We start from the raw sequence: 19,159 nt of genomic DNA, 5'->3' as shown, positions 1-19,159 counted from the left end.
CCTCAACACGCGATGTGCGCAGTGCTGATGGCAAGTTGAATTCCAATTTCAGTTCCCATTCTTTTTTCCAAAAGATGATGAAAAAATTCCATCAATGTCAACCGATGAATCGAGATTGACTGAAAAATTTCTATATGGAAGGGTGAAGCATGGAGCTCCGTCAACAGATCGACAGCCTTGCCGAAACGCTTACCCCTGCGGAGCGAAAGCTTGCCGCGGCACTGCTGTCCGACTATCCGTTCGCCGGATTGCAGACGATCCAGACGCTAGCCGAGCAAACGGGTGTGTCGGCGCCCTCGATCACGCGTTTCGTCACGAAACTCGGCTGTCACGGCTACCAGGATTTCCAGCGGCGCCTGATCGGCGAACTGAAGGAAGGGCACCGTTCCCCTGTCGATCTGCACGAACGCATGACAAGCGACGGCGCGGATTTCCTGCAGTCCTTCCTGGACCTGACTGCTGAAGCCGTCCGTGCCGTTGGCGAGTCGCTGACGCAAAGCCAGTTCGAACGCATCTGCGATCTGCTGGCCGACGACAAGCGCGCCATCTACATTGTCGGCGGGCGTATCAGCGATGCCATCGCCCAGCACTTCTCGCGGCATTTGCGGCAGGTCAGGCGCAACGTTTTCCACCTGCCGCCAGACACGGAAATCTGGCCCGAATACATCTTGCGCATGCGGGCGCGCGATCTGCTGATCATCTTCGATTTCCGCCGCTATCAGCAGCGCCTGGTCGAGCTGGCGAGTAAGGTGCGCCAATCGGCTGGGACATCCGTCATACTCGTTACGGACAAATGGATGTCGCCGGCTGCCGCCTATGCCGCCGAGGTCATCGCCCTGCCGACGGAAAACAGGACTGCATGGGACAGCTATGCGGGCGCCCTGGCGATCGTTGACGCGATGGTCGCAAGCATTTCCGAGCGCGATTGGGATGCGACGCGTGACCGGATCAAGGCCTGGGACGCCGTCAGGTTCGAGCGAGGCGACAAGTCTGGGGATACATAGTCAAAGCAGCCCACGGGCCGCCAGATTGCGCATGAGATGGGACGTGCCGAACACCCAGGGCTGGCAATCCGTCGAGAGACGTACCCGGTTCGTCAGCGCGCCGAGCTCGTCGTTGGAGATCGTGACGATGTCCCCGATCTTGTGGGTGAAGCCTTGTCCCGGTGTTCCGCGATCCTCGGTCGGCGCGAAGAGCGTGCCCATGAACAGCACCAGCCCGTCCGGATACTGATGATGCCGGCCGATGGTCTGTGACACGAGATCCAGCGGATCGCGGCTGATTTCCTTCATCGAGCTTCGACCATCGAGCACGAAGCCATCTTCGCCGACTACCTTCAGCCTCAGTTCGGCATTGCGCACGTCATCGATCGTATAGGTTGCGTCGAACAGCCTGACGAACGGTCCGATGGAACATGAGGCGTTGTTGTCCTTGGCCTTGCCAAGCAGCAGGGCCGACCGTCCTTCAACGTCGCGCAGGTTGACGTCGTTGCCGAGCGTCGCGCCTTTCACCGTGCCCGCAGAATTCACGACAAGCACGATCTCCGGTTCAGGGTTGTTCCACTTCGAGATCGGATGAAGTCCGACATCCGCACCATGGCCGACCGAGGAAAGGACCTGTGCCTTGGAGAAGACCTCGGCGTCCGGGCCGATCCCGACCTCCAGATATTGCGACCAGATCCCGTCTTCGATCAGCGCTTCCTTGACCTTGGCCGCCTGGGCCGAGCCCGCCTTCAGGTTGCGTAGGCTGTCGCCGACGATGGCGACGACCTTTTCGCGGATCTTGATGGCGAGGTCGGGGTCGCCGGCAGCCCGCTCCTCGATGACGCGTTCAATCATCGAGCGCGCGAAGGTCACGCCGCAGGCCTTGACCGCCTGGAGGTCATTGGGTGCCAGAAGATGCACGGCCTGCTGATCCCGGTCGCCGGATTGCAGCAGCAGATCCGCCAGTGATGCCAGCACCGGACCGTCGGCGCGGGCTACATATTCAGCCGCGTCTTCACGTTCGAGCAGGTCGCGCATCGTGGGCGTGGCCTTTGACGTAATGTCGATCAGCTCGCCGTCACGGATCGTGACAAGGGTGGGGCCTGCGATGGAAGGGTCCCAAACCCGCCCGACGAATGTGCCGCTGGCGAAGACATCATGCCCGATTGTCACTGTCACTTGCTCCTGTTTGGGCGATTAGGTTCGATTTTCAGGATGTTCGCAAGCTCCAGCATGGAGCCTGGTTTGCTACAAGCTAGTAGTCGACCACCCGGTCGTCATTCGGATCGGCCCATCGCGTGTTCGGCACCGTTGCGAACCAGCCCGGCCGGGCAGGGTCACGGTCATAGGGGTAGCCACCAAGTGTCCTGTAGAGATCGGCATATTTGCCGACCTTGTCGCGGTCGAGTTCGATGCCGAGTCCGGGCGCTGTCGGCACCGGGATCTTCCCGTTCACATATTTCATCGGACCGCCGACGATGATGTCGTCGACAAGCTGGTGATAGTGGGCATCCGCGGTGAAAACGAGGTTCGGCAGCACGGCGCCGAGATGCAGCATGGTGGCGAGCTGGATGCCGAGTTCGCCTGAGGAATGCACGGCAATGCCGAGCTGGAAGGTTTCGCAGACCGTGGCTGCTTTGATACAGGCGCGAATACCTCCCCAGAACGTCGTGTCGAGTAGGATCACATCGCAGGACGGGTTGAGCACGTTGGTCGCCAACTGCTCGAAATTGACCACGATCGTGTTGGTTGCCAACGGCATGTGCGTGTTTTCGCGCACGCGCCGCATGCCATTCAGGCCCCAGGTGGGATCCTCATAGTAGTCGTTGTTGAGATCTTCGATTCCTTTGGCGAAACGGATCGCTTCTTCGACGGTGAACGCGGCGTTCGGATCATAACGGACCGTGTCGGAGCCGACCGCCTTGGCGAGCGCGCGATAGACTTCCAGCTCATATTCGGGTGGGAACACGCCGCTTTTGAGCTTGTGTGCGGTAAACCCATGCGTCCTCTTCAACTCGAGCGCCTGGGCGATCAACTGGTCAGCCGTGCGGATTTCGCCCTGGCCGCTCTCCTTGTTCGGCAACCGGAAGAAGAGATAACTGGCAAAGCCGACTTCATCGCGCATCCTGCCGCCGAGAATGTCGCAGGCCGGCACGCCCAGGAATTTTCCCATGATGTCGATGCAGGCAAACTCGATCGCCGCGTGCATCTGAGTGCGGTTGTTGTAGAGGCTGGCCGTTGGATTGCAGATCTTGAACCGGAGCTGTTCGAGTTCGAAAGGGTCATGACCGACGAGATAGGTTTTCAACGCCGCGAAGGCGGCTTCGGCGCTTTCACCGCCGCCGCCCATCTCTCCCAGGCCGACAATGCCGATGTCGGTTTCAACCTCCACGATCGTTCGCACAAAGCGTCCCCAGTGGGCGCCATTGGAATGCCTGAGTGGCGCCTCCAGCGGAACCGTTACGGTGGTGGCGCGGATATCGGTGATCTTGGGCCGCTTCATCATATGCTTTCGAATTCGCTGTTTTCAGTCGGGAAGGACGATGCCCAGCTTGGCCATCGTGCCACCGTCGATCTTGATGTCGGCGCCCGTGATGAAGCGGGCTTTGTCACTGGCAAGGAAGGCGACCAGTTCGGCAATTTCTTCCGCCTTGCCGACGCGGCCGAGCGGATGGCCCTTGCCCCACTGTTCGATCAACTGGTCCTGGCTGATCTGGCCTTTGTAGAGGTCGGCGGCCCAGCGCAGCATGGGGGTGTCGATCGAGGCGGGGCAGACGGCGTTGACGGTGATGTTGTCTTCCGCATGGTCAAGCGCCATCGCGCGTACCAGGGCGTTGATTGCACCTTTCGAGGCGGTATAGGCCGCCACTCCAGCCTGCGATGCGTAGGCCTGCACCGACGAGATCGCGACGATGGCGCCGCCGCCGCGTTTTTTCATCTGCGGGATTGCGTATTTCGACGCCAGGAAGATGCCCTTCAAATTGACGTCCATGACGTCGTCCCAAACATCCTCGGGCGTGTCGACAACGGTTCCATAGCGCTGGATGCCGGCGCAGCAGGCGAGGATATCGACACCGCCGAACCGCTGGACGGCATCGGCGACCGCGCGTTCCATGTCTGCAGCGTTTCTTACGTCCCCCACAAAACCCGCAACTTCGCCGTCGATCTCGGAAACGGCGCGCTCGATCGTTTCGCCGTCGTTGGCAACGATCAGCACCTGTCCGCCTTCCGCGGCGAAGCGTTCGGCGCAGGCTCGACCCATGCCGAGGCTGCCTCCAGTAACGATGATGCTCTTGCCTTCGAATTGCATACGGGGATGTCCGTGTTCATCACGATCTAAACTAGAATGCTACCATACAAGTTTGTCAATGCGGTTCTCGCTAACCGAATTTGGGTTCGAGAACGCCGCGTCCAGCATTGCCGATTGCGATGAGACTCCCTTCCTGCGGATGTTCTGCAAGATGGTCGGCCGTCATGGTGAAGCGGGCCGAAGTGACATAGAGCGTCGTGAGATCGTCCCCACCGAATGTACAGCTCGTCGGCCAACTCACCGGCAGTTCGACAAGATGCAGGAGGTCGCCATCGGCCGTGAATTTGGCGACCGCGCTGCCGCCAACGACCCTGCAGTTCCAAAGATTGTCTTCTGCATCGAGGCACGAGCCGTCGGGGAGGCCGCGCGCGAAACCCTCAACGATGGTGCGCCGCTTGGAAATTGTCTTCGCGGTCGGATCATAGGAGAAGCAATAGATCGCATTGGCCACCGTGTCGGCGAACAAGAAGCGGTTGTCGCGCGTCCAGCCCATCGTGTTGGTGATGCCATATTCGTTGGGCGTCAGCTGCCTGACCTGACCTGACGGGTCGATCCGGTATATCGCGCCGGACGCGCGATCCATGTCTTTCGGTGAGCCGTCCGCATTCAGATTGTTCTGCATCGTCGATACCCAGAACGATCCATCAGGGGCGACGCGACCTTCGTTCAGCCTGTTGTCCGGCAGGTCGTTTTCGATTTCGGCGAAGATTTCGAATTTTCCATCCGGTTGCCAGAAGCAGACCTCACGACGAAGGCCCATGATGAAGCCGCCGTCCTTGCGCAGGCCGATCGACGTCGGAAAATCCGGCGTCATCCAGCTGTCGTGCCGACGGCTTTCGATCTCCAGGCGGTGAATGCGTTTGCCGCCGATGTCGACCCAGTAGAGGCTCCGTTCCTCGCTGGACCAGATGATGCTTTCGCCAACGACATCGCGTGCATCGAAGAAAATGTCGGCTTGCATTCGTCCTCCCGTACGCAAATCGCATTGACAATAGGTGATAGCGAATCTATTGCAAGGTCAATATCAACCTATATGATAGGTATGAAGGCGATGGAAGCGGAGTTGAGCTCTCAAGAGCCGGCCGATCGCGCAGGCGGTGAAGGGCTGCTCGATCGCGTGATGACCGCGGTGCAGAGCCATATCCGCGACAATGGCCTGCAGGTCGGAGACGAACTGCCGAGCGAAGGGGCCTTCTCCGAATTGACAGGCACGTCGCGCACCATCGTGCGCGAAGCCTATCGGTCGCTTGCCGCGCTGACCTTGATCGATATCGGCAATGGGCGGCGCGCCCGCGTGGCAGCGCCGCGAGCGGATGTTCTGGCCATGATCACCGATCATGCCGTTCATACCAACCAGGCCACCATCCAGCAGATTTTCGATGTCCGGCGCACGGTGGAGCGGCGCACGGTGGCGTTGGCTGCGCTCCGGCGCACGGACAAGGAGGCGGCTGAGATCCTGAAGCTCGCCGAGGCTATGCAGCGTGATTTCCATGAGCCGCAAAAGGTCATGGAGCACGATATCGCCTTCCACGAGGCGATCGGTCTGGCTTCCAAGAACCCGATGTTTTCGATGATCGTCGGTTCTTTCCACGTCGTCACGCGCCACACCTGGCCGATCGGATGGGCAAGCCGCGGCAGCAACGAAACGCGCCAGGAAAGCGTCGACACGCATCTGGCGATCGCCCAGGCAATCGCCAATAGCGACCCCACCAAGGGAGAAGCCGCCATGGTGGAGCATTTCGACCTGACGGTTAAGGCGCTTCTGGCCGCTGGAGTGTATTGATCGATGAAGATCACCTGTTTCGAAACCATTCGGGTCACAGAGTTCCCGAATATTCTGTGGGTGCGCGTTCACACCGACGAAGGCATCGCCGGCCTCGGCGAGACCTTCTTCATGGCCGAGACGGTCGAGACCTACATCCATGAAGTCGCGGCGCCCAAGCTGCTCGGGCGCGATCCGCTGGAGATCGACAAGATATCCAGGGACCTGACCGGCTATCTCGGCTTTCGCTCGACAGGCGTCGAAACACGCGGCAATTCGGCGATCGACATCGCGCTCTGGGACCTGTTCGGCAAGGCGACTAACCTGCCTATTGCCCAGCTCCTTGGTGGCTTCTCGCGCCGCGAAATCCGCACCTACAACACCTGCGCCGGCAACACCTACATGCGCCACGCCAAAGGGCAGCAGACGGCCAATTACGGCCTCGGCGAGCGGGCGCGAGACTATGACGACCTGAACGGTTTCCTTGAACGGGCGGATGAGCTTGCCGAGGATCTGCTGTCCGATGGCATCACCGCCATGAAGATCTGGCCGTTCGACATCGCCGCCGAGAAAACCTCGGGCCAGTACATTTCAGGCCCGGATATGAGGAAGGCGCTCGAGCCGTTCGAGAAGATCCGCAAGCGGGTCGGTGACAAGATCGACATCATGGTCGAGTTCCATTCGATGTGGCAGTTGACGCCGGCCATCCAGATTGCACGAGCGCTCGAACCATACGCCACTTTCTGGCACGAAGACCCGATCAAGATGGATTCGCTATCGAGCCTGAAGCGTTACGCGGCTGCCAGCCGCGCGCCGCTCTGTGCTTCCGAGACCTTGGCGACACGATGGGCTTTCCGCGACCTGATGGAGACCGATGCCGCGGGCGTGGTGATGCTCGATCTGTCCTGGTGCGGAGGTCTCTCCGAGGCGAAGAAGATCGCAACGATGGCCGAGACCTGGCATCTGCCGGTTGCCCCGCACGATTGCACGGGACCGGTCGTGCTTTCGGCCTCGACGCATCTCTCCCTGAACGCACCCAATGCGCTCGTCCAGGAAAGCGTACGGGCCTACTACAAGACCTGGTACGCCGATCTCACCACGCAACTTCCGAGCGTCAAGGACGGCATGATCACTGTTCCGCCAGGTCCTGGTCATGGCGTCGATCTGGCCGAGGATCTCGATCGGAAATTCACCGTCCACCGTCGTTCGTCAAAGACCAGTTGAACGGAAACCAGAAATGCGATTAACTGGTATGGTAGTAGGGTAGATTGGCTTTGCCTTGGGAGGGCTCCATGCAGATCGCCGAAGTGCCTGCCGGCATTTCCCTGGGGGAGACGGTCGGACCGCAGGTCTATCGTCTGCTGCGCAGGCGCATCATCCAGGCTGAGCTCCTGCCGGGCGAACGTCTTTCCGAATCCGAGGTCGCCAAGAGCCTTTCCGTCAGCCGCCAGCCGGTGCGCGAAGCTTTCATCAAGCTGTCCGAGGAAGGTCTTGTGCAGGTGCTGCCTCAGCGCGGGACCTTCGTGACGAAGATCTCGGTCGCGGCCGTGATGGATGCGCGCTTCGTGCGCGAGGCGATCGAGGCCGATGTCGTAAGGCTGATCGCCGAAAGCGGCGAACCCAGTGCGATCGATGAGTTGCGCAAACAAATCACTGAACAGAAGAAAGTTCCTCACAACGACCGCGCGGCGTTCCTGCGCCTCGATGAGCTCTTTCACCACACACTCGCGGCGTCCGCGGGCAAGAGCTACGCCTGGAACGTCATCGAAGGCGTCAAGGCGCAGATGGACCGCGTGCGGTTCCTGTCTGTCGACGACATGCATGTCACCCGGCTGATCGATCAGCATGAGCGCATCGTCGAGGCGATCGCGACAAACGATCAGGCCGGTGCTGAACAGGCGATGCGCCTGCACCTGAGGGAAATCCTGAACTCGCTGCCGGAAATCGCCAGCAGCCGTGCGGAACTGTTCGACCGCGGTTGAACGGGAGCAGCGTGGAAACGCTCAAGAACAACAACATGTCAAAGGAGGAAAGCATGCTCAAAAAATTCCTGGCCGCCACCGCTCTCGGCCTGTCGCTGATGGCTTCGCCGGCTGGTGCCGAAGGTCTCAACATTGCCTTCATCAGCCATTCTTCGGCGTCCAACACGTTCTGGCAGTCGGTCAAGAAAGGGTATGACGATGCCTGCGCCAAGGTCGGGGCCACTTGCCAGTTGATCCTGACGCAGCAGGAGGGTTCGGTCGAACAGGCCGTGGCCAATCTGCAGGCCGCGATCGCATCCAAGCCGGACGCGATCTTCGTCGCCATCGTCGACGACAAGGCCTACGACAACGCCATCAAGGAAGCCACGGATGCCGGCATTCTCGTGCTGGCGGTCAATGTGGACGACAGCCAGGGCGCCAAGGGCAATGCCCGAAAGGCGTTTATCGGCCAAGGCTTCGTCGCCGCGGGCTATGCGCTGGCAAAGGCCCAGTCCGAGAATTTCCCGAAGGAAGGTCCGCTCAACCTGCTGGTTGGCGTGAATGCTCCTGGGCAGACCTGGTCCGAGCAGCGCGCGGCCGGCGTCACCAAGTTCCTGGAAGAATACAAGGCAGAGCACAAGGACCGAGAGATCAACATCACGCGCATCGATTCCGCCACCGATCTTGCGCTCACCGCCGATCGCATCGGTGCCTATCTGAATGCCAATCCCAACACGACCGCCTATTTCGACACCGGCTATTGGGAAGCCGGCGTCGCCAAGGTGCTCAAGGATCGCGGCGTCGAACCCGGCAAGGTGCTCCTGGGCGGTTTCGATCTGGTGCCGGAAGTCCTCCAGCAGATGCAGGCCGGCTATGTAAAGGTCCAGGTGGACCAGCAGCCCTACATGCAAGGCTTCATGCCCGTCATGCAGGCCTATCTCTACAAGACCGCCGGCCTTACTCCGGCCGACATCGACACGGGGCAGGGCATCGTCACGCCGAAGGATGTCGCGGCGATCATGGAAATGTCCAAGCAGGGTCTGCGCTGATCCCCGGTCTTCCCCGGCGTCCCGCGCTCCCGGTGCGGGACGCCAAGCACGAGTGTGAACCCCATGAAGCGGTTTTTGAAAATCTATCTGGACAAGCCGGAATTGGCTGGTCTCGCGCTGCTCGTCATCCTGATCGCGGTTTTCCAGATCAAGTCGAACGGGATCCTGTTGTCCGTGGAGAACATTCGCGGCGTCATGGGACTTCTGCCGGAAATGGCGCTGGTGGCCATAGGCGTGACGATCTTGATGATCTGCGGCGAATTCGATCTTTCCGTAGGGTCTGTGTTCGCGTTGATGCCGATGAGCATCGCAGTGATGCTGAACGGCGGAATTCCCTTTCCGGTCGCCTTGCTGCTGGGGCTGGCGCTTTGCGCGCTGATCGGCTTCATCAACGGCTATATCACCCTGCAATTCGCGATACCGAGCTTCATCACGACGCTGGGCATGCTGTTCATCGCCCGCTCGCTCACCATCGTCATCTCAGGCGGTTTTCCGCCGCTGCTGCCCGATAACCTGCCGACCTGGCTGTTCACCGACTATATCTGGCAGGGCTCGATCCTGCGCATGTCCTTCGTCTGGTTCGTGGTTATCGCGGTGCTTGCCGGAGCATTCCTGTCGCTGACCAATTTCGGCAACTGGATCCGCGCCACAGGTGGCTTCAACGAGGCAGCCGCCTCGATGGGCATTCCGGTCAAGCGCGTGAAGATCGTCTGCTTCATGCTGTGTTCGATGCTGGCGGGCTTCGCCGGCCTGCTCCAGGTGTTGCGCCTCGGCTCGCCCTTGCCGTCGATCGGCGAGGGGCTGGAGCTGCAGGCGGTGGCCGCCGCGGTCATCGGCGGTACCGCGCTTGCCGGCGGCATCGGCACCGTCTTTGGCGCGATCATCGGCACTTTGCTCATCCGCACGATCGACAACGGCCTGGTCTTGTCTCGCGTGGATGCCAACTGGTTCAAGTTCGCGATCGGCCTGCTCACCATGTTCGCGGTCATCGCCAATGCCTGGATGGCCAAGATGTCGCGCAAGATCAAGGTGGAGGCACACAAATGACCACGCCGATCATCGAGTGCCGCAACCTGCAAAAATGGTACAGCGGCGTCCATGCGCTGAAGAATGTTTCTCTCACCATACATCCCGGCGAGACGGTCGGTCTCGTCGGCGACAACGGCGCCGGCAAATCGACCCTCATCAAGATCCTATCCGGCGTGCATCACCAGGATGCCGGCGAAATCCTGATCGAGGGCAAGGAGGTTCATTTCCGCTCGCCAAAGGATGCCATGCATCATGGGCTGGAAACGATCTACCAGTACAATTCCATGGTTCCGACCATGTCCATCGCGCGGAACCTTTTCATCGGCCGCGAGCCGTTGAAGTGGAAGATCGGCAGTTTCGGTCTCATGGATCAGAAGCGCATGCGCCAGGAAAGCGTGCAGGCGATCGCCGACGTCGATCTGCATCTGCGTTCGCCGGACGCACTGGTCGGTGAATTGTCGGGCGGTCAGCGGCAGGGCGTGGCCATCGCGCGCGCCATGCACTTCAAGTCGAAGGTGCTGATCCTGGATGAGCCGACCAATCATCTCTCGGTCAAGGAAACCAACAAGGTCATCGGTTTCGTGCGCGGCCTCAAGGCGCAGGGGCTGACCGGCATCTTCATCTCGCACAACATGCAACACGTCTTCCAGTCCTGCGACCGGATCGTGGCCATGGCGCGCGGCGAGATCGTTTTCGATCGACCGACGACCGAGACCTCGATCGACGAAGTCCACGATCTTCTGTGAGCAGCCTCATGACGATACTTACCGGAAAAACCGTGCTTCTGACCGGAGCGTTGGGAACTCTGGGTCGCGCCCAGGCCGATACGCTCGCTCGAGCGGGAGCCAACCTCCTGCTGCTCGATCGCCCGGGCGCGGAAGGCGGTGAGGCGTTTGCAACCGAGATAGCCGCGACACATCGGGTCCGCTCGTCCTATGTTGGTCACGATCTCAACGACCTTGCCACGACACAGGCGCGCGCCGAAGCGCTCGCGGCAGGCTGCGGTGGCATCGATATCCTGATCAACAATGCGGCCCTGATCATCAACAAGCCGTTCGAAGAATTCTCGCTCGAGGAATATGAGGACCAGCTGCGGGTGAACTCCGCGGCTGCCTTCGCGCTTGCCCGCGCGGTGGCGCCGGCGATGAAGCAAAAGCACTACGGCAAGATCGTCAATTTCTGCTCGGTGACGCTGAATGGCCGCTGGGACGGCTACGTGCCCTATGTCGCCTCGAAGGGCGCCATGCTTGGCCTGACCAAGTCGCTGGCCCGAGAACTGGGCCCGCATGGCGTGCGCGTCAATGCCGTCTCGCCCGGTGCGGTCGTTTCGGATGCCGAACGGCGGGTCTTTGCCGATCGGCTGCAGGAATACAACGACTGGATCCTCGAGAATCAGTGCCTGAAACTTCGCATCGAACCCGTGCATGTCGCTGAGTTGGTCTTGTTCCTGGTGTCGCCTGCCTCCGACCTGATCACAGGACAGAACATCCCTATCGACGGCGGCTGGTGATGAAGCCTCTCAGTCTGTCCAACGCGGCCGCCAGGATCACGATCCGGCCGGATTTGGGCGCGGGACTGACGTCATTCGATGTGATGCATCGCGGCGGCTGGACACCGGTGTTCCGTTCGGTCGATCCTGAAACCGAGCATCCCTTTGGCCTGTCGAACATCCTGCTGGTTCCGTTCTCGGGGCGTGTGTCGGGAGGCGGCTTTGCGTTCGACGGCGCGTTTCATCCGGTCGAGCGGAACATGCAGACCGAACAATATCCCATCCATGGCAGTGGGTTCTCCACAGTCTGGAGGGTTGTCGAAAGCACGGCTGAGGCTGTCACGCTTTCCCTGGATGGAAATGGACCCGGTCCCTTCCGCTATGACGCCACGATGACCTACAGGCTGTCGGGGGCGACGCTTGTCATGGAGCTTGCCGTCACCAACAGGGCGGCACTTACCTTGCCTTACGGTCTGGGTTTCCATCCGTGGTTCGTGCGCGATCGCAGCACCTGCCTGACGGCTCCTGCCGAGCGCGTCTGGCTCGAGCGTGACGACCATCTGCCGAGAGCGCTGGAGCTCATGTCTGCGCATTCAGAACTGGATTTCAACCGAAGGCATGACCTGCCGCGATCCTGGGTCAACAACTGGTTTGTCGGCTGGGATCGTCAGGCACGCATCGATTGGCCGGATCGAGACCTGGCGGTCGTGGTCGAGGCGAGCGAGTTGCTGAACCAGTATGTTCTTTTTTCGCCGTCGAGCGACGCCGACTTCTTTTGTTTTGAACCAGTCTCTCATCCTGTCGATGCCTTCAATCTGCCTGAAGGCCCGATCGCGCACGGCATGGTGAGATTGGCGCCGGGGGACGGACTAAAAGCCAGCGCCAGGTTCTCTGTCACTACTTGATCAGGTTGTTGTTACGAACAGCCGACGCGTGCGGGTCCAGCCTTTCAAATGCTCATGTGAAATTGCGCTCGTACGTATCTGCAATGAGCCTCTCGGCCGCCTTGGTGGCTTTGCCGGGATCGCGCTGTTCTATCGCCTTCACGATTGCCTCGTGCATGCCGAGCGCATGACCCATGCCGCCGAATCTGGCGAAGGTCTTCGGAACGCTGATGGTGAGCGCCGCGCGGATGACGGAACCGACAGGTGCGAGGAAGCGGTTATGTGCAGCCTGGATGATGCCCAGGTGGAAGGCGATGTCGGCCTCCATGGCAAGTCTCGGATTGGAATGATCCTGAGCCATTGTCGCGAGTGCCGCGCGAAGCTGAGCAAGATCGGTCTTGGTGCCGCGCCGCGCTGCCAACCCCGCTGCGAGCGGCTCGATCGCCGACCTGATCTCGAACAATTCCTCCGCCAAGGCCTTTTCGTCCTGTTCGCCATGCCATGCCATGACCGTAGGATCGAGCGTGTTCCAGAATTCCGGTGCGCGAACGCTCGTGCCGATGCGCTGCTTGGCCTCGATGAAACCCTTGCTGGTCAGGATAGTGAGCGCCTCGCGCAGCGTCGTGCGGCTGACCTGAAGCTGGTCGAGCAGGTCGGTTTCCTTCGGCAGCTTGTCGCCCGGCCGCAATTCGCCACGCAAGATGCTGCGTCCCATCCGGGCTGCTATCTGGGCCGGCAGCCCCCTGCCGGAAGCAGGCACAGGTTCCATCATCTCGCTCGTCATTTCGGCTGTCCCCTCGCGTTACCCGCTATTCATAGTGTCAGCGGGCCGAGTTGTGCCGCGAAACGCTCCACCATCTCAAGCCCGATCTTGTCGGGACGAAGGGCTGGAGCACGATCATGGATCGGAATGCCGGAGCGGACACCAAAGAGGCGCTTGCCGTAACAGATCAGGTTTTCGATGCCTTGCATGACGAAAACCGCTGCCGGCAACATCGCCCGATACTCTGCCTCCGCGCTGTCTTCGTCGCCGATACGAAAAGCTTCATAGGCACGCACCGCGTAGTCGACGCAGTCGGGGGCAAGGATCATGCCTCGGCAGCCGGCGCGAAAATTATCGGTCAACTCCAGTCCGCCACGGCCGTTGAACACGGGCACCCGACCGTCGGTGCGTGAGATCAGACCTGCTATGTCGACAACGGGTCCTTCGCCTTTGACCAGACGGATGTTGGGATGCTGGCCGACGAGGTCGCGTATTTCGTCGGCGGTCAACCCGCGTCCGAAGAAGGCTGGGGCATTCTGAATGGCCACCGGTAAATCGGTTGCCTGCGCGATCCGTCCGAAAAAGCGGATATATTCGGCAGCGCCATAGGTGCCGACCGGCGGTGGCTGAAGGATGACCCAATCCGCGCCGACACTTTCGGCATGGCGGATCTGCGCGATCTGCTCGGCGACCGAAGCGCCGAAGATGGTGAAGGCAAGCGGGACTCTTGCGGCGGTGTCTTCCGCGACCCAGTCCATCAGCGTGCGGCGCTCGGCCTCTGTAAGTTTCGAGACTTCCGTGGCGAGGCCCAGCGCCGCCATGCCGTGGACCCCGGTTGCGAGGCAAAGTTCCACCTGCCTTCGCATGGCAGTGCGATCCAATCGCTCCTCGCCGTCGAACAACGCGTAGACGATGGCATGGATGCCATGGAAATTGTCGGCGTCGAATTTGCTCATCGGACGCCTCAATGGCTTTCGCGCGGAATGGCGTGACCGCGGCATCCGACGAGGAAGTCGAGATCCGCGCCCCGATCCGCCTGCAGGACGTGCCCGACATAGAGGCCCTGATAACCACCCGGCATGTCGGGTGTCGGCGCCTCCCATTCTCTTCGGCGCCGCTCCAGTTCCTCATCCGAAACGTCGAGATGAAGCTTGCGCGCATCCACGTCCAACTCGATGGTGTCGCCGTTGCGCACAAGAGCCAATGGTCCACCGATGGCGGCTTCCGGTGCCGTGTGCAGCACCACCGTGCCAAAGGCCGTGCCGGACATGCGCGCGTCCGAAATACGCACCATGTCGCGCACGCCTTTCTTGAGAAGCTTCTGCGGCAACGCCATATTGCCGACTTCGGCCATGCCGGGATAGCCTTTCGGGCCGCAGTTCTTCAGCACCATGATGCAGTTTTCGTCGATGTCGAGTGTCGGATCGTCGATGGTGGCTTTGTAGTGGTCGATATCTTCGAACACGACTGCCCGACCCCGGTGAGACATCAATTCGGGTGAGGCGGCGGAAGGTTTGATGATCGCCCCATCCGGGGCGAGATTGCCACGCAGGACGGCGATCCCGCCATGCTGTGTCAGCGCTTCCTGCCTCGGTCGGATGACCTCAGGATCGTAGTTCATCGCCTCCGTGAGTTCGTCACGCAAGGTTCTGCCGGTTACCGTGAGGGCGTCGAGATGGAGAAGGTCGGCGATCTCCTTCATGACCGCGGGGATGCCGCCGGCATAGCAGAAATCTTCCATCAGGAAGCGCCCGGAGGGCATGAGGTCGACGATGGTGGGCACTTCGCGCCCCAGCCGGTCCCAGTCGTCGAGCGTGAGATCCACACCGACACGTCCGGCGATTGCGAGAAGGTGGACGACGGCGTTGGTCGAACCGCCGATGGCGCCATTGACTCGGATCGCATTCTCGAATGCTTCCTTTGTCAGTATCTGCGACAGTTGCAGATCCTCCTTCACCATTTCCACGATGCGACGGCCGCTCATCCGCGCCAGCCGCGCACGATGGGCATCCACGGCGGGGTAGGCGGCATTGCCGGGCAAGGCTATGCCGAGCGCCTCCACCATCGAGGCCATGGTCGAAGCCGTGCCCATGGTCATGCAATGACCGGCAGAGCGCGACATGGCACTTTCGGCCTGGGCGAATTCGCGCTCGCTCATGATGCCGGCACGCACGTCCTCGGAAAACTTCCACACGTCCGTTCCCGAGCCGATCTCCCGGCCGCGAAAGCGTCCGTTGAGCATCGGCCCGCCCGAGACGACAATGGAGGGCAGGTCGCAGGAGGCCGCTCCCATGACCAGCGCCGGCGTGGTCTTGTCACAGCCGGCCATCAGCACCACGCCATCCATCGGATTGCCGCGGATCGCTTCCTCGACATCCATCGAGGCGAGATTGCGAAACAGCATGGCGGTTGGACGCAGATTGGATTCCCCGCAGGAGAATACGGGAAACTCCAAGGGTAAGCCGCCCGCCTCGAGCACCCCTGCCTTGATGTGTTCGACAAGCCCGCGGAAATGCGCGTTGCAGGGCGTGAACTCGGAGAAGGTATTGCAGATACCGATCACGGGGCGGCCATCGAACGCATCGTCCGGCAGACCGTTGTTCTTCATCCAGCTGCGATGGATGAAGGCGTCCTTGCCAAAGCCGCCGAACCAGTGCTGCGAGCGCAGTTTTGTCACCTTGCGAACTCCAATTGTGCCTGCACCCAGCTCACTTGACGGCTCCCATGGTCAGGCCGCGGATCAGCTGCTTCTGGAAAATGAGAACGAACAGCAGAACGGGGACCAGCAAGACGATCGAAGCAGCAGACAACTCGCCCCAACGGACCTGCTGGTAGCCGACGAAGGCATAAAGACCGAGAGGCACGGTCCGCACATCGTTGCCGCCGAGAACCAATGCAAACAGGAACTCGTTCCAGGAGAACAGGAATGCCAGTATCGCCACGGCCGCAATTCCAGGCAGAACGACGGGAAGGCAGATATGGGCAAAGGCCTGGAAGTAGGTCGCGCCATCGATGGCGGCAGCCTCCTCCAATTCGCCCGGCAGATCCTCGAAGAAACCCTTCATCAGCCAGACGACAATGGAAAGGTTGATCGCCACATGAGCGACGATGAGGCCGGCATGAGTGCCGATGAGTCCCGTCTTCACATACATCACGAAGAACGGGATCAGCACCGCGACCGGCGGCGTCATGCGGGTGGTCAGAATCCAGAAACCATAGTCGGCATTGGCGCGAAAGCGGTATCGTGCCAGCACATAGGCCGCTGGAAGACCAATCAGCAAGGCAAGCGCTGTCGAGGCGAGCGCCACGATGGCGCTGTTGGCGAAATAGGTCCAGATCGCAGGATCGGAAAGAACCGTGAGGTAGTTGTCGAGGATCGGAGCGAACAGGAATTTGGGCCGTCGCGCCATCGCGTCGACTTGTGTCTTCAGCGACATCATGGCCAGCCAGTAGATGGGGAACATGCACCAGAGGGCAAAGGCCGATAAGGCGAGGCGGCGCGCAAGAGGTGTCAAGGAACGCAGCGCTCTCATAACGCCGCCCTCGGCATGAACATGCGCATGCGGCGGAGGAAGACCTGTGCGGCGATGATGGTTATGGCCAGCATGACGATCGCGATGGCGGCGGCGTAACCCATCGAGAGGAATTCTATGCCCTGTTTGTAGGCCAGGAGATTCAACGTTCTGGTCGCGACGCCCGGCCCGCCGCCCGTCAGCACGAAGATGATGTCGAAGGTCTTGAAGGCATCGATGGCCCGAAAGACGATGGCGACGCCAAGATAAGGGAGAAGCGCGGGCAGGGTATGATGGAAGAAAACCTGGGCTTCGGTCGCGCCATCCATCCTGGCGGCCTGCAGCGGCTCTTCGTCCATCGCTGCGAGTCCACCTGCCGCGATGAGCAGGATGAAGGGTGCCCACTGCCAGGTGTCGACGATCAGCAATGATGTCATGGCCATTGCCGGGGTGCCGAGCCAATCCTGTGGTGGCAGGCCCACCAGCTTCAGCAGGTAGTTGAACACGCCTAGCGAGGGGTTGAGCATCATGCGGAAGGTGAAGACGGCAGCGACCGGCGTGATCGCCATGGGAAGAAGATAGATGGCTCGCAGAAGCGGAACGGCTCGGGTCTCGTGATGCAGAAATGTGGCAATTGCCACGCCGAGCGCGAGCTGGATTGCGACTGCAAACACGGTGAACAACGCCGTCGCGCGCAAGGCGGTCCAGAACTCTTCTGCTTGCAGGAGCTTGAAGTAGTTCTGCAGCCCTGCAAACGCCAGGGAGTCAGGCGTCACCAGCGAATAGTTGCTGAGGCTCATCGCGACGGACGCGATGAAGGGAAAGATGGTGAGGCCGAGCAACAGCGCTGTCGCCGGTGTCAGCATGAGAATGATGAAACGCGTCCGCGCGTCCATTTCCAGATCACGCCTTCTTTTGGCAGTTGCGCCACGTCACAGGCGCAACTCTTCTCGACTGATTTCTATGCAAATTCCTGGCCTCACATTTCCAAAGCCTGGCGAACCTTGCCGTCGGCATCGCCAAAGGCCCTGGCCGCATCCTTGCTGCCGGTCACGACTTCGTTGACGGCGATGCCGACCGCATCGAGGATTTCCGGAGCCTTCGGGTGGAACCAGGCGGCCTTGAACAGATCGCCATCGGCAGCCTGCAGGTTCTTCAACGCGGCATCTGCGGCTTGAGCGCCGAAGCGGTCACGAAAGGCCGATGTCTGCCAGGCGGAGCCGCGCGGCGTCGCGAGGCCAGCTGCAGCGGCCAGGGTGGAGGTGGGCTTGGATGTTGCCCACATCAGGAAGAGCCAGGCGGCATCCTTGTTGGCGGACTTCGCGTTGATGCCGGCCATCCAGTGCCACATGTTGGGCTTGGCAGGTTTGCCCTCGGGCGCGGGCAGGACGCCAAACAGCGTGTTTCCAGCGACGGTGCTTTTCGACTTGTCTTCGATGTCGGTGGCGAAGTTCGAGGAATCGCAGCCTATCGCCACGGCTCCCTGCATGAAGTCGTTCAGACATTCCATCCAATGGTAGCTGGCGATGCCGACCGGTCCTGCCTCGCGAAGCAGTTTGCCATACATGTCGAGCCCGGCGATCGATTCCGGCATCGCAAGGCCGGACTTGCCGTCCTTTGTCACATAGGCACCGCCATAAGAGAAAACGAAGCCTGCCAGCGTCCAGGGCGCAGCGTCGCCTGTCGGTTTTGCCCGCATGGCGATGCCGGCGACCTCTTCACTTTTCAGCGCGCCGGCGAGTTTGAGCAGATCGTCCATCGAGGCAGGGGCGGAAAGGCCCTTCGCATCCAGCATGGATTTGTTCATGAAGAGGGTCTGCGCCTCGGCGGTGATGGCGAGCCCATAGGACGCGCCGTCACTCCATTTTTCGAAGCTGCGGGCGGACGAGAAGATATCGGGCTCGTCGTACCATGCAGCATCAAAGAGGGAGGCATCGTTGCGGAATGCGTCGAGGGGCTGCAGCCATTTGGCTGAGATCGCCTGGCCAAGTGCCCAGATCATGAAGACGTCCGGTGTGGCGCTGCCGCCTCCCAGCTTCACCGGCATGGAGGCTGAAAACTCCGTTTCGGACTGTTTGTCGACTTTCACCTCGATGCCGGTCAATTGCGTGAAGAGCGGGATCAGCGGCACGACTGCATTCATCCAGGGGTGTTCCAACCCGCCGAGCACGATCGTTTGACCTTTGTGTTTTTGCCAGTCGACCTTTGCGTCGGCGTAGAGTTTGAGCAGCTCGGCGCTGTTTTCCTGCGCATGGACCGGAAGTCCCGAGCGGAGAGCAATCGCACCGCCCGCGGCCAATATCGAAGTCGCACGCAGGAACGAGCGGCGGTCCACCGTAAGGTGCAACCCTCCCGTCGGCATTTTCATCTTGTTCATCACATCCTCCCAACGGAACCGGCACCATGCCGGGCAACAA

19 protein-coding genes are annotated in these 19,159 nt (G+C 60.7%); 9 read left to right on the top strand and 10 right to left on the bottom strand.

Annotated elements, in window-relative coordinates:
- Positions 1 to 149 precede the first annotated feature (149 nt).
- On the top strand, positions 150 to 1,004 hold the full coding sequence (locus ACFWXH_RS26740; RefSeq protein WP_054311682.1) for a MurR/RpiR family transcriptional regulator: 855 nt from the start codon (positions 150 to 152) through the stop codon (positions 1,002 to 1,004).
- Here the strand turns inward: ACFWXH_RS26740 and ACFWXH_RS26735 are convergent, their stop codons facing one another.
- From ACFWXH_RS26735 to ACFWXH_RS26720, 4 genes are all read right to left on the bottom strand, one after another.
- The gene (locus ACFWXH_RS26735; protein WP_379124471.1) at positions 1,005 to 2,156 is read right to left on the bottom strand and encodes a fumarylacetoacetate hydrolase family protein; all 1,152 of its coding nucleotides are present in this window, start codon (positions 2,154 to 2,156) and stop codon (positions 1,005 to 1,007) included. It lies immediately after the preceding gene.
- An 82-nt stretch (positions 2,157 to 2,238) separates the two neighbouring features.
- A complete protein-coding gene (locus ACFWXH_RS26730; protein WP_379124470.1) occupies positions 2,239 to 3,489 on the bottom strand; it encodes an enolase C-terminal domain-like protein in 1,251 nt (416 codons plus the stop codon).
- A 21-nt stretch (positions 3,490 to 3,510) separates the two neighbouring features.
- The gene (locus ACFWXH_RS26725) at positions 3,511 to 4,293 is read right to left on the bottom strand and encodes an SDR family NAD(P)-dependent oxidoreductase (protein WP_379124469.1); all 783 of its coding nucleotides are present in this window, start codon (positions 4,291 to 4,293) and stop codon (positions 3,511 to 3,513) included.
- A gap of 70 nt (positions 4,294 to 4,363) precedes the next feature.
- Positions 4,364 to 5,254: an SMP-30/gluconolactonase/LRE family protein gene (locus ACFWXH_RS26720; RefSeq protein ID WP_379124468.1), complete on the bottom strand. Its 891-nt coding sequence runs from the start codon at positions 5,252 to 5,254 to the stop codon at positions 4,364 to 4,366.
- Between the two features lie 159 nt (positions 5,255 to 5,413).
- Here ACFWXH_RS26720 and ACFWXH_RS26715 point away from each other — a divergent pair, with 159 nt between their 5' ends.
- The 8 genes from ACFWXH_RS26715 (at position 5,414) to ACFWXH_RS26680 (ending at position 12,488) form a co-directional block, all read left to right on the top strand.
- Complete coding sequence (locus ACFWXH_RS26715) at positions 5,414 to 6,076, top strand: FadR/GntR family transcriptional regulator (protein ID WP_379124759.1); 663 nt, start codon at positions 5,414 to 5,416, stop codon at positions 6,074 to 6,076.
- Positions 6,077 to 6,079: 3 nt separating this feature from the next.
- A complete protein-coding gene (locus tag ACFWXH_RS26710; protein WP_054311685.1) occupies positions 6,080 to 7,279 on the top strand; it encodes a mandelate racemase/muconate lactonizing enzyme family protein in 1,200 nt (399 codons plus the stop codon).
- Positions 7,280 to 7,347: 68 nt separating this feature from the next.
- On the top strand, positions 7,348 to 8,037 hold the full coding sequence (locus ACFWXH_RS26705; RefSeq protein ID WP_379124467.1) for a GntR family transcriptional regulator: 690 nt from the start codon (positions 7,348 to 7,350) through the stop codon (positions 8,035 to 8,037).
- A gap of 53 nt (positions 8,038 to 8,090) precedes the next feature.
- The gene (locus tag ACFWXH_RS26700) at positions 8,091 to 9,065 is read left to right on the top strand and encodes a sugar ABC transporter substrate-binding protein (RefSeq protein WP_379124466.1); all 975 of its coding nucleotides are present in this window, start codon (positions 8,091 to 8,093) and stop codon (positions 9,063 to 9,065) included.
- Between the two features lie 63 nt (positions 9,066 to 9,128).
- Positions 9,129 to 10,112 (top strand): ABC transporter permease, encoded by a 984-nt coding sequence (locus ACFWXH_RS26695; RefSeq protein WP_379124465.1) that lies wholly within the window; start codon positions 9,129 to 9,131, stop codon positions 10,110 to 10,112.
- A complete protein-coding gene (locus ACFWXH_RS26690; protein ID WP_379124464.1) occupies positions 10,109 to 10,840 on the top strand; it encodes an ATP-binding cassette domain-containing protein in 732 nt (243 codons plus the stop codon). The genes ACFWXH_RS26695 and ACFWXH_RS26690 overlap by 4 nt, the downstream gene beginning before the upstream one ends.
- An 8-nt stretch (positions 10,841 to 10,848) precedes the next feature.
- On the top strand, positions 10,849 to 11,604 hold the full coding sequence (locus ACFWXH_RS26685) for an SDR family oxidoreductase (RefSeq protein WP_379124463.1): 756 nt from the start codon (positions 10,849 to 10,851) through the stop codon (positions 11,602 to 11,604).
- Positions 11,604 to 12,488 (top strand): aldose 1-epimerase, encoded by an 885-nt coding sequence (locus ACFWXH_RS26680; protein ID WP_379124462.1) that lies wholly within the window; start codon positions 11,604 to 11,606, stop codon positions 12,486 to 12,488. Before ACFWXH_RS26685 ends, ACFWXH_RS26680 begins: the two co-directional genes overlap by 1 nt.
- A 52-nt stretch (positions 12,489 to 12,540) precedes the next feature.
- On the opposite strand, the gene ACFWXH_RS26675 is transcribed toward ACFWXH_RS26680, so the two are convergent.
- From ACFWXH_RS26675 to ACFWXH_RS26650, 6 genes are all read right to left on the bottom strand, one after another.
- Positions 12,541 to 13,251: a FadR/GntR family transcriptional regulator gene (locus ACFWXH_RS26675; protein WP_379124461.1), complete on the bottom strand. Its 711-nt coding sequence runs from the start codon at positions 13,249 to 13,251 to the stop codon at positions 12,541 to 12,543.
- A gap of 29 nt (positions 13,252 to 13,280) precedes the next feature.
- Positions 13,281 to 14,186, bottom strand: a complete 906-nt coding sequence (locus ACFWXH_RS26670) for a dihydrodipicolinate synthase family protein (protein WP_379124460.1) — start codon at positions 14,184 to 14,186, stop codon at positions 13,281 to 13,283.
- Positions 14,187 to 14,194: 8 nt separating this feature from the next.
- Complete coding sequence (gene araD, locus ACFWXH_RS26665; protein WP_379124459.1) at positions 14,195 to 15,907, bottom strand: L-arabinonate dehydratase; 1,713 nt, start codon at positions 15,905 to 15,907, stop codon at positions 14,195 to 14,197.
- A gap of 31 nt (positions 15,908 to 15,938) precedes the next feature.
- Positions 15,939 to 16,745: a carbohydrate ABC transporter permease gene (locus ACFWXH_RS26660; protein ID WP_379124458.1), complete on the bottom strand. Its 807-nt coding sequence runs from the start codon at positions 16,743 to 16,745 to the stop codon at positions 15,939 to 15,941.
- 14 nt (positions 16,746 to 16,759) lie between these two features.
- Positions 16,760 to 17,638, bottom strand: a complete 879-nt coding sequence (locus ACFWXH_RS26655; protein WP_379124457.1) for a carbohydrate ABC transporter permease — start codon at positions 17,636 to 17,638, stop codon at positions 16,760 to 16,762.
- 83 nt (positions 17,639 to 17,721) lie between these two features.
- Positions 17,722 to 19,119 carry an ABC transporter substrate-binding protein gene (locus ACFWXH_RS26650; protein ID WP_379124456.1) on the bottom strand — a complete coding sequence of 466 codons (1,398 nt, stop codon included), beginning with the start codon at positions 19,117 to 19,119 and terminating at the stop codon, positions 17,722 to 17,724.
- Positions 19,120 to 19,159: the final 40 nt, after the last annotated feature.

It is taken from the genome of Mesorhizobium sp. NPDC059054, from assembly GCF_042739215.1.
GTDB lineage: Bacteria > Pseudomonadota > Alphaproteobacteria > Rhizobiales > Rhizobiaceae > Mesorhizobium.
This window is presented reverse-complemented; position numbering and strand designations above follow the sequence as displayed.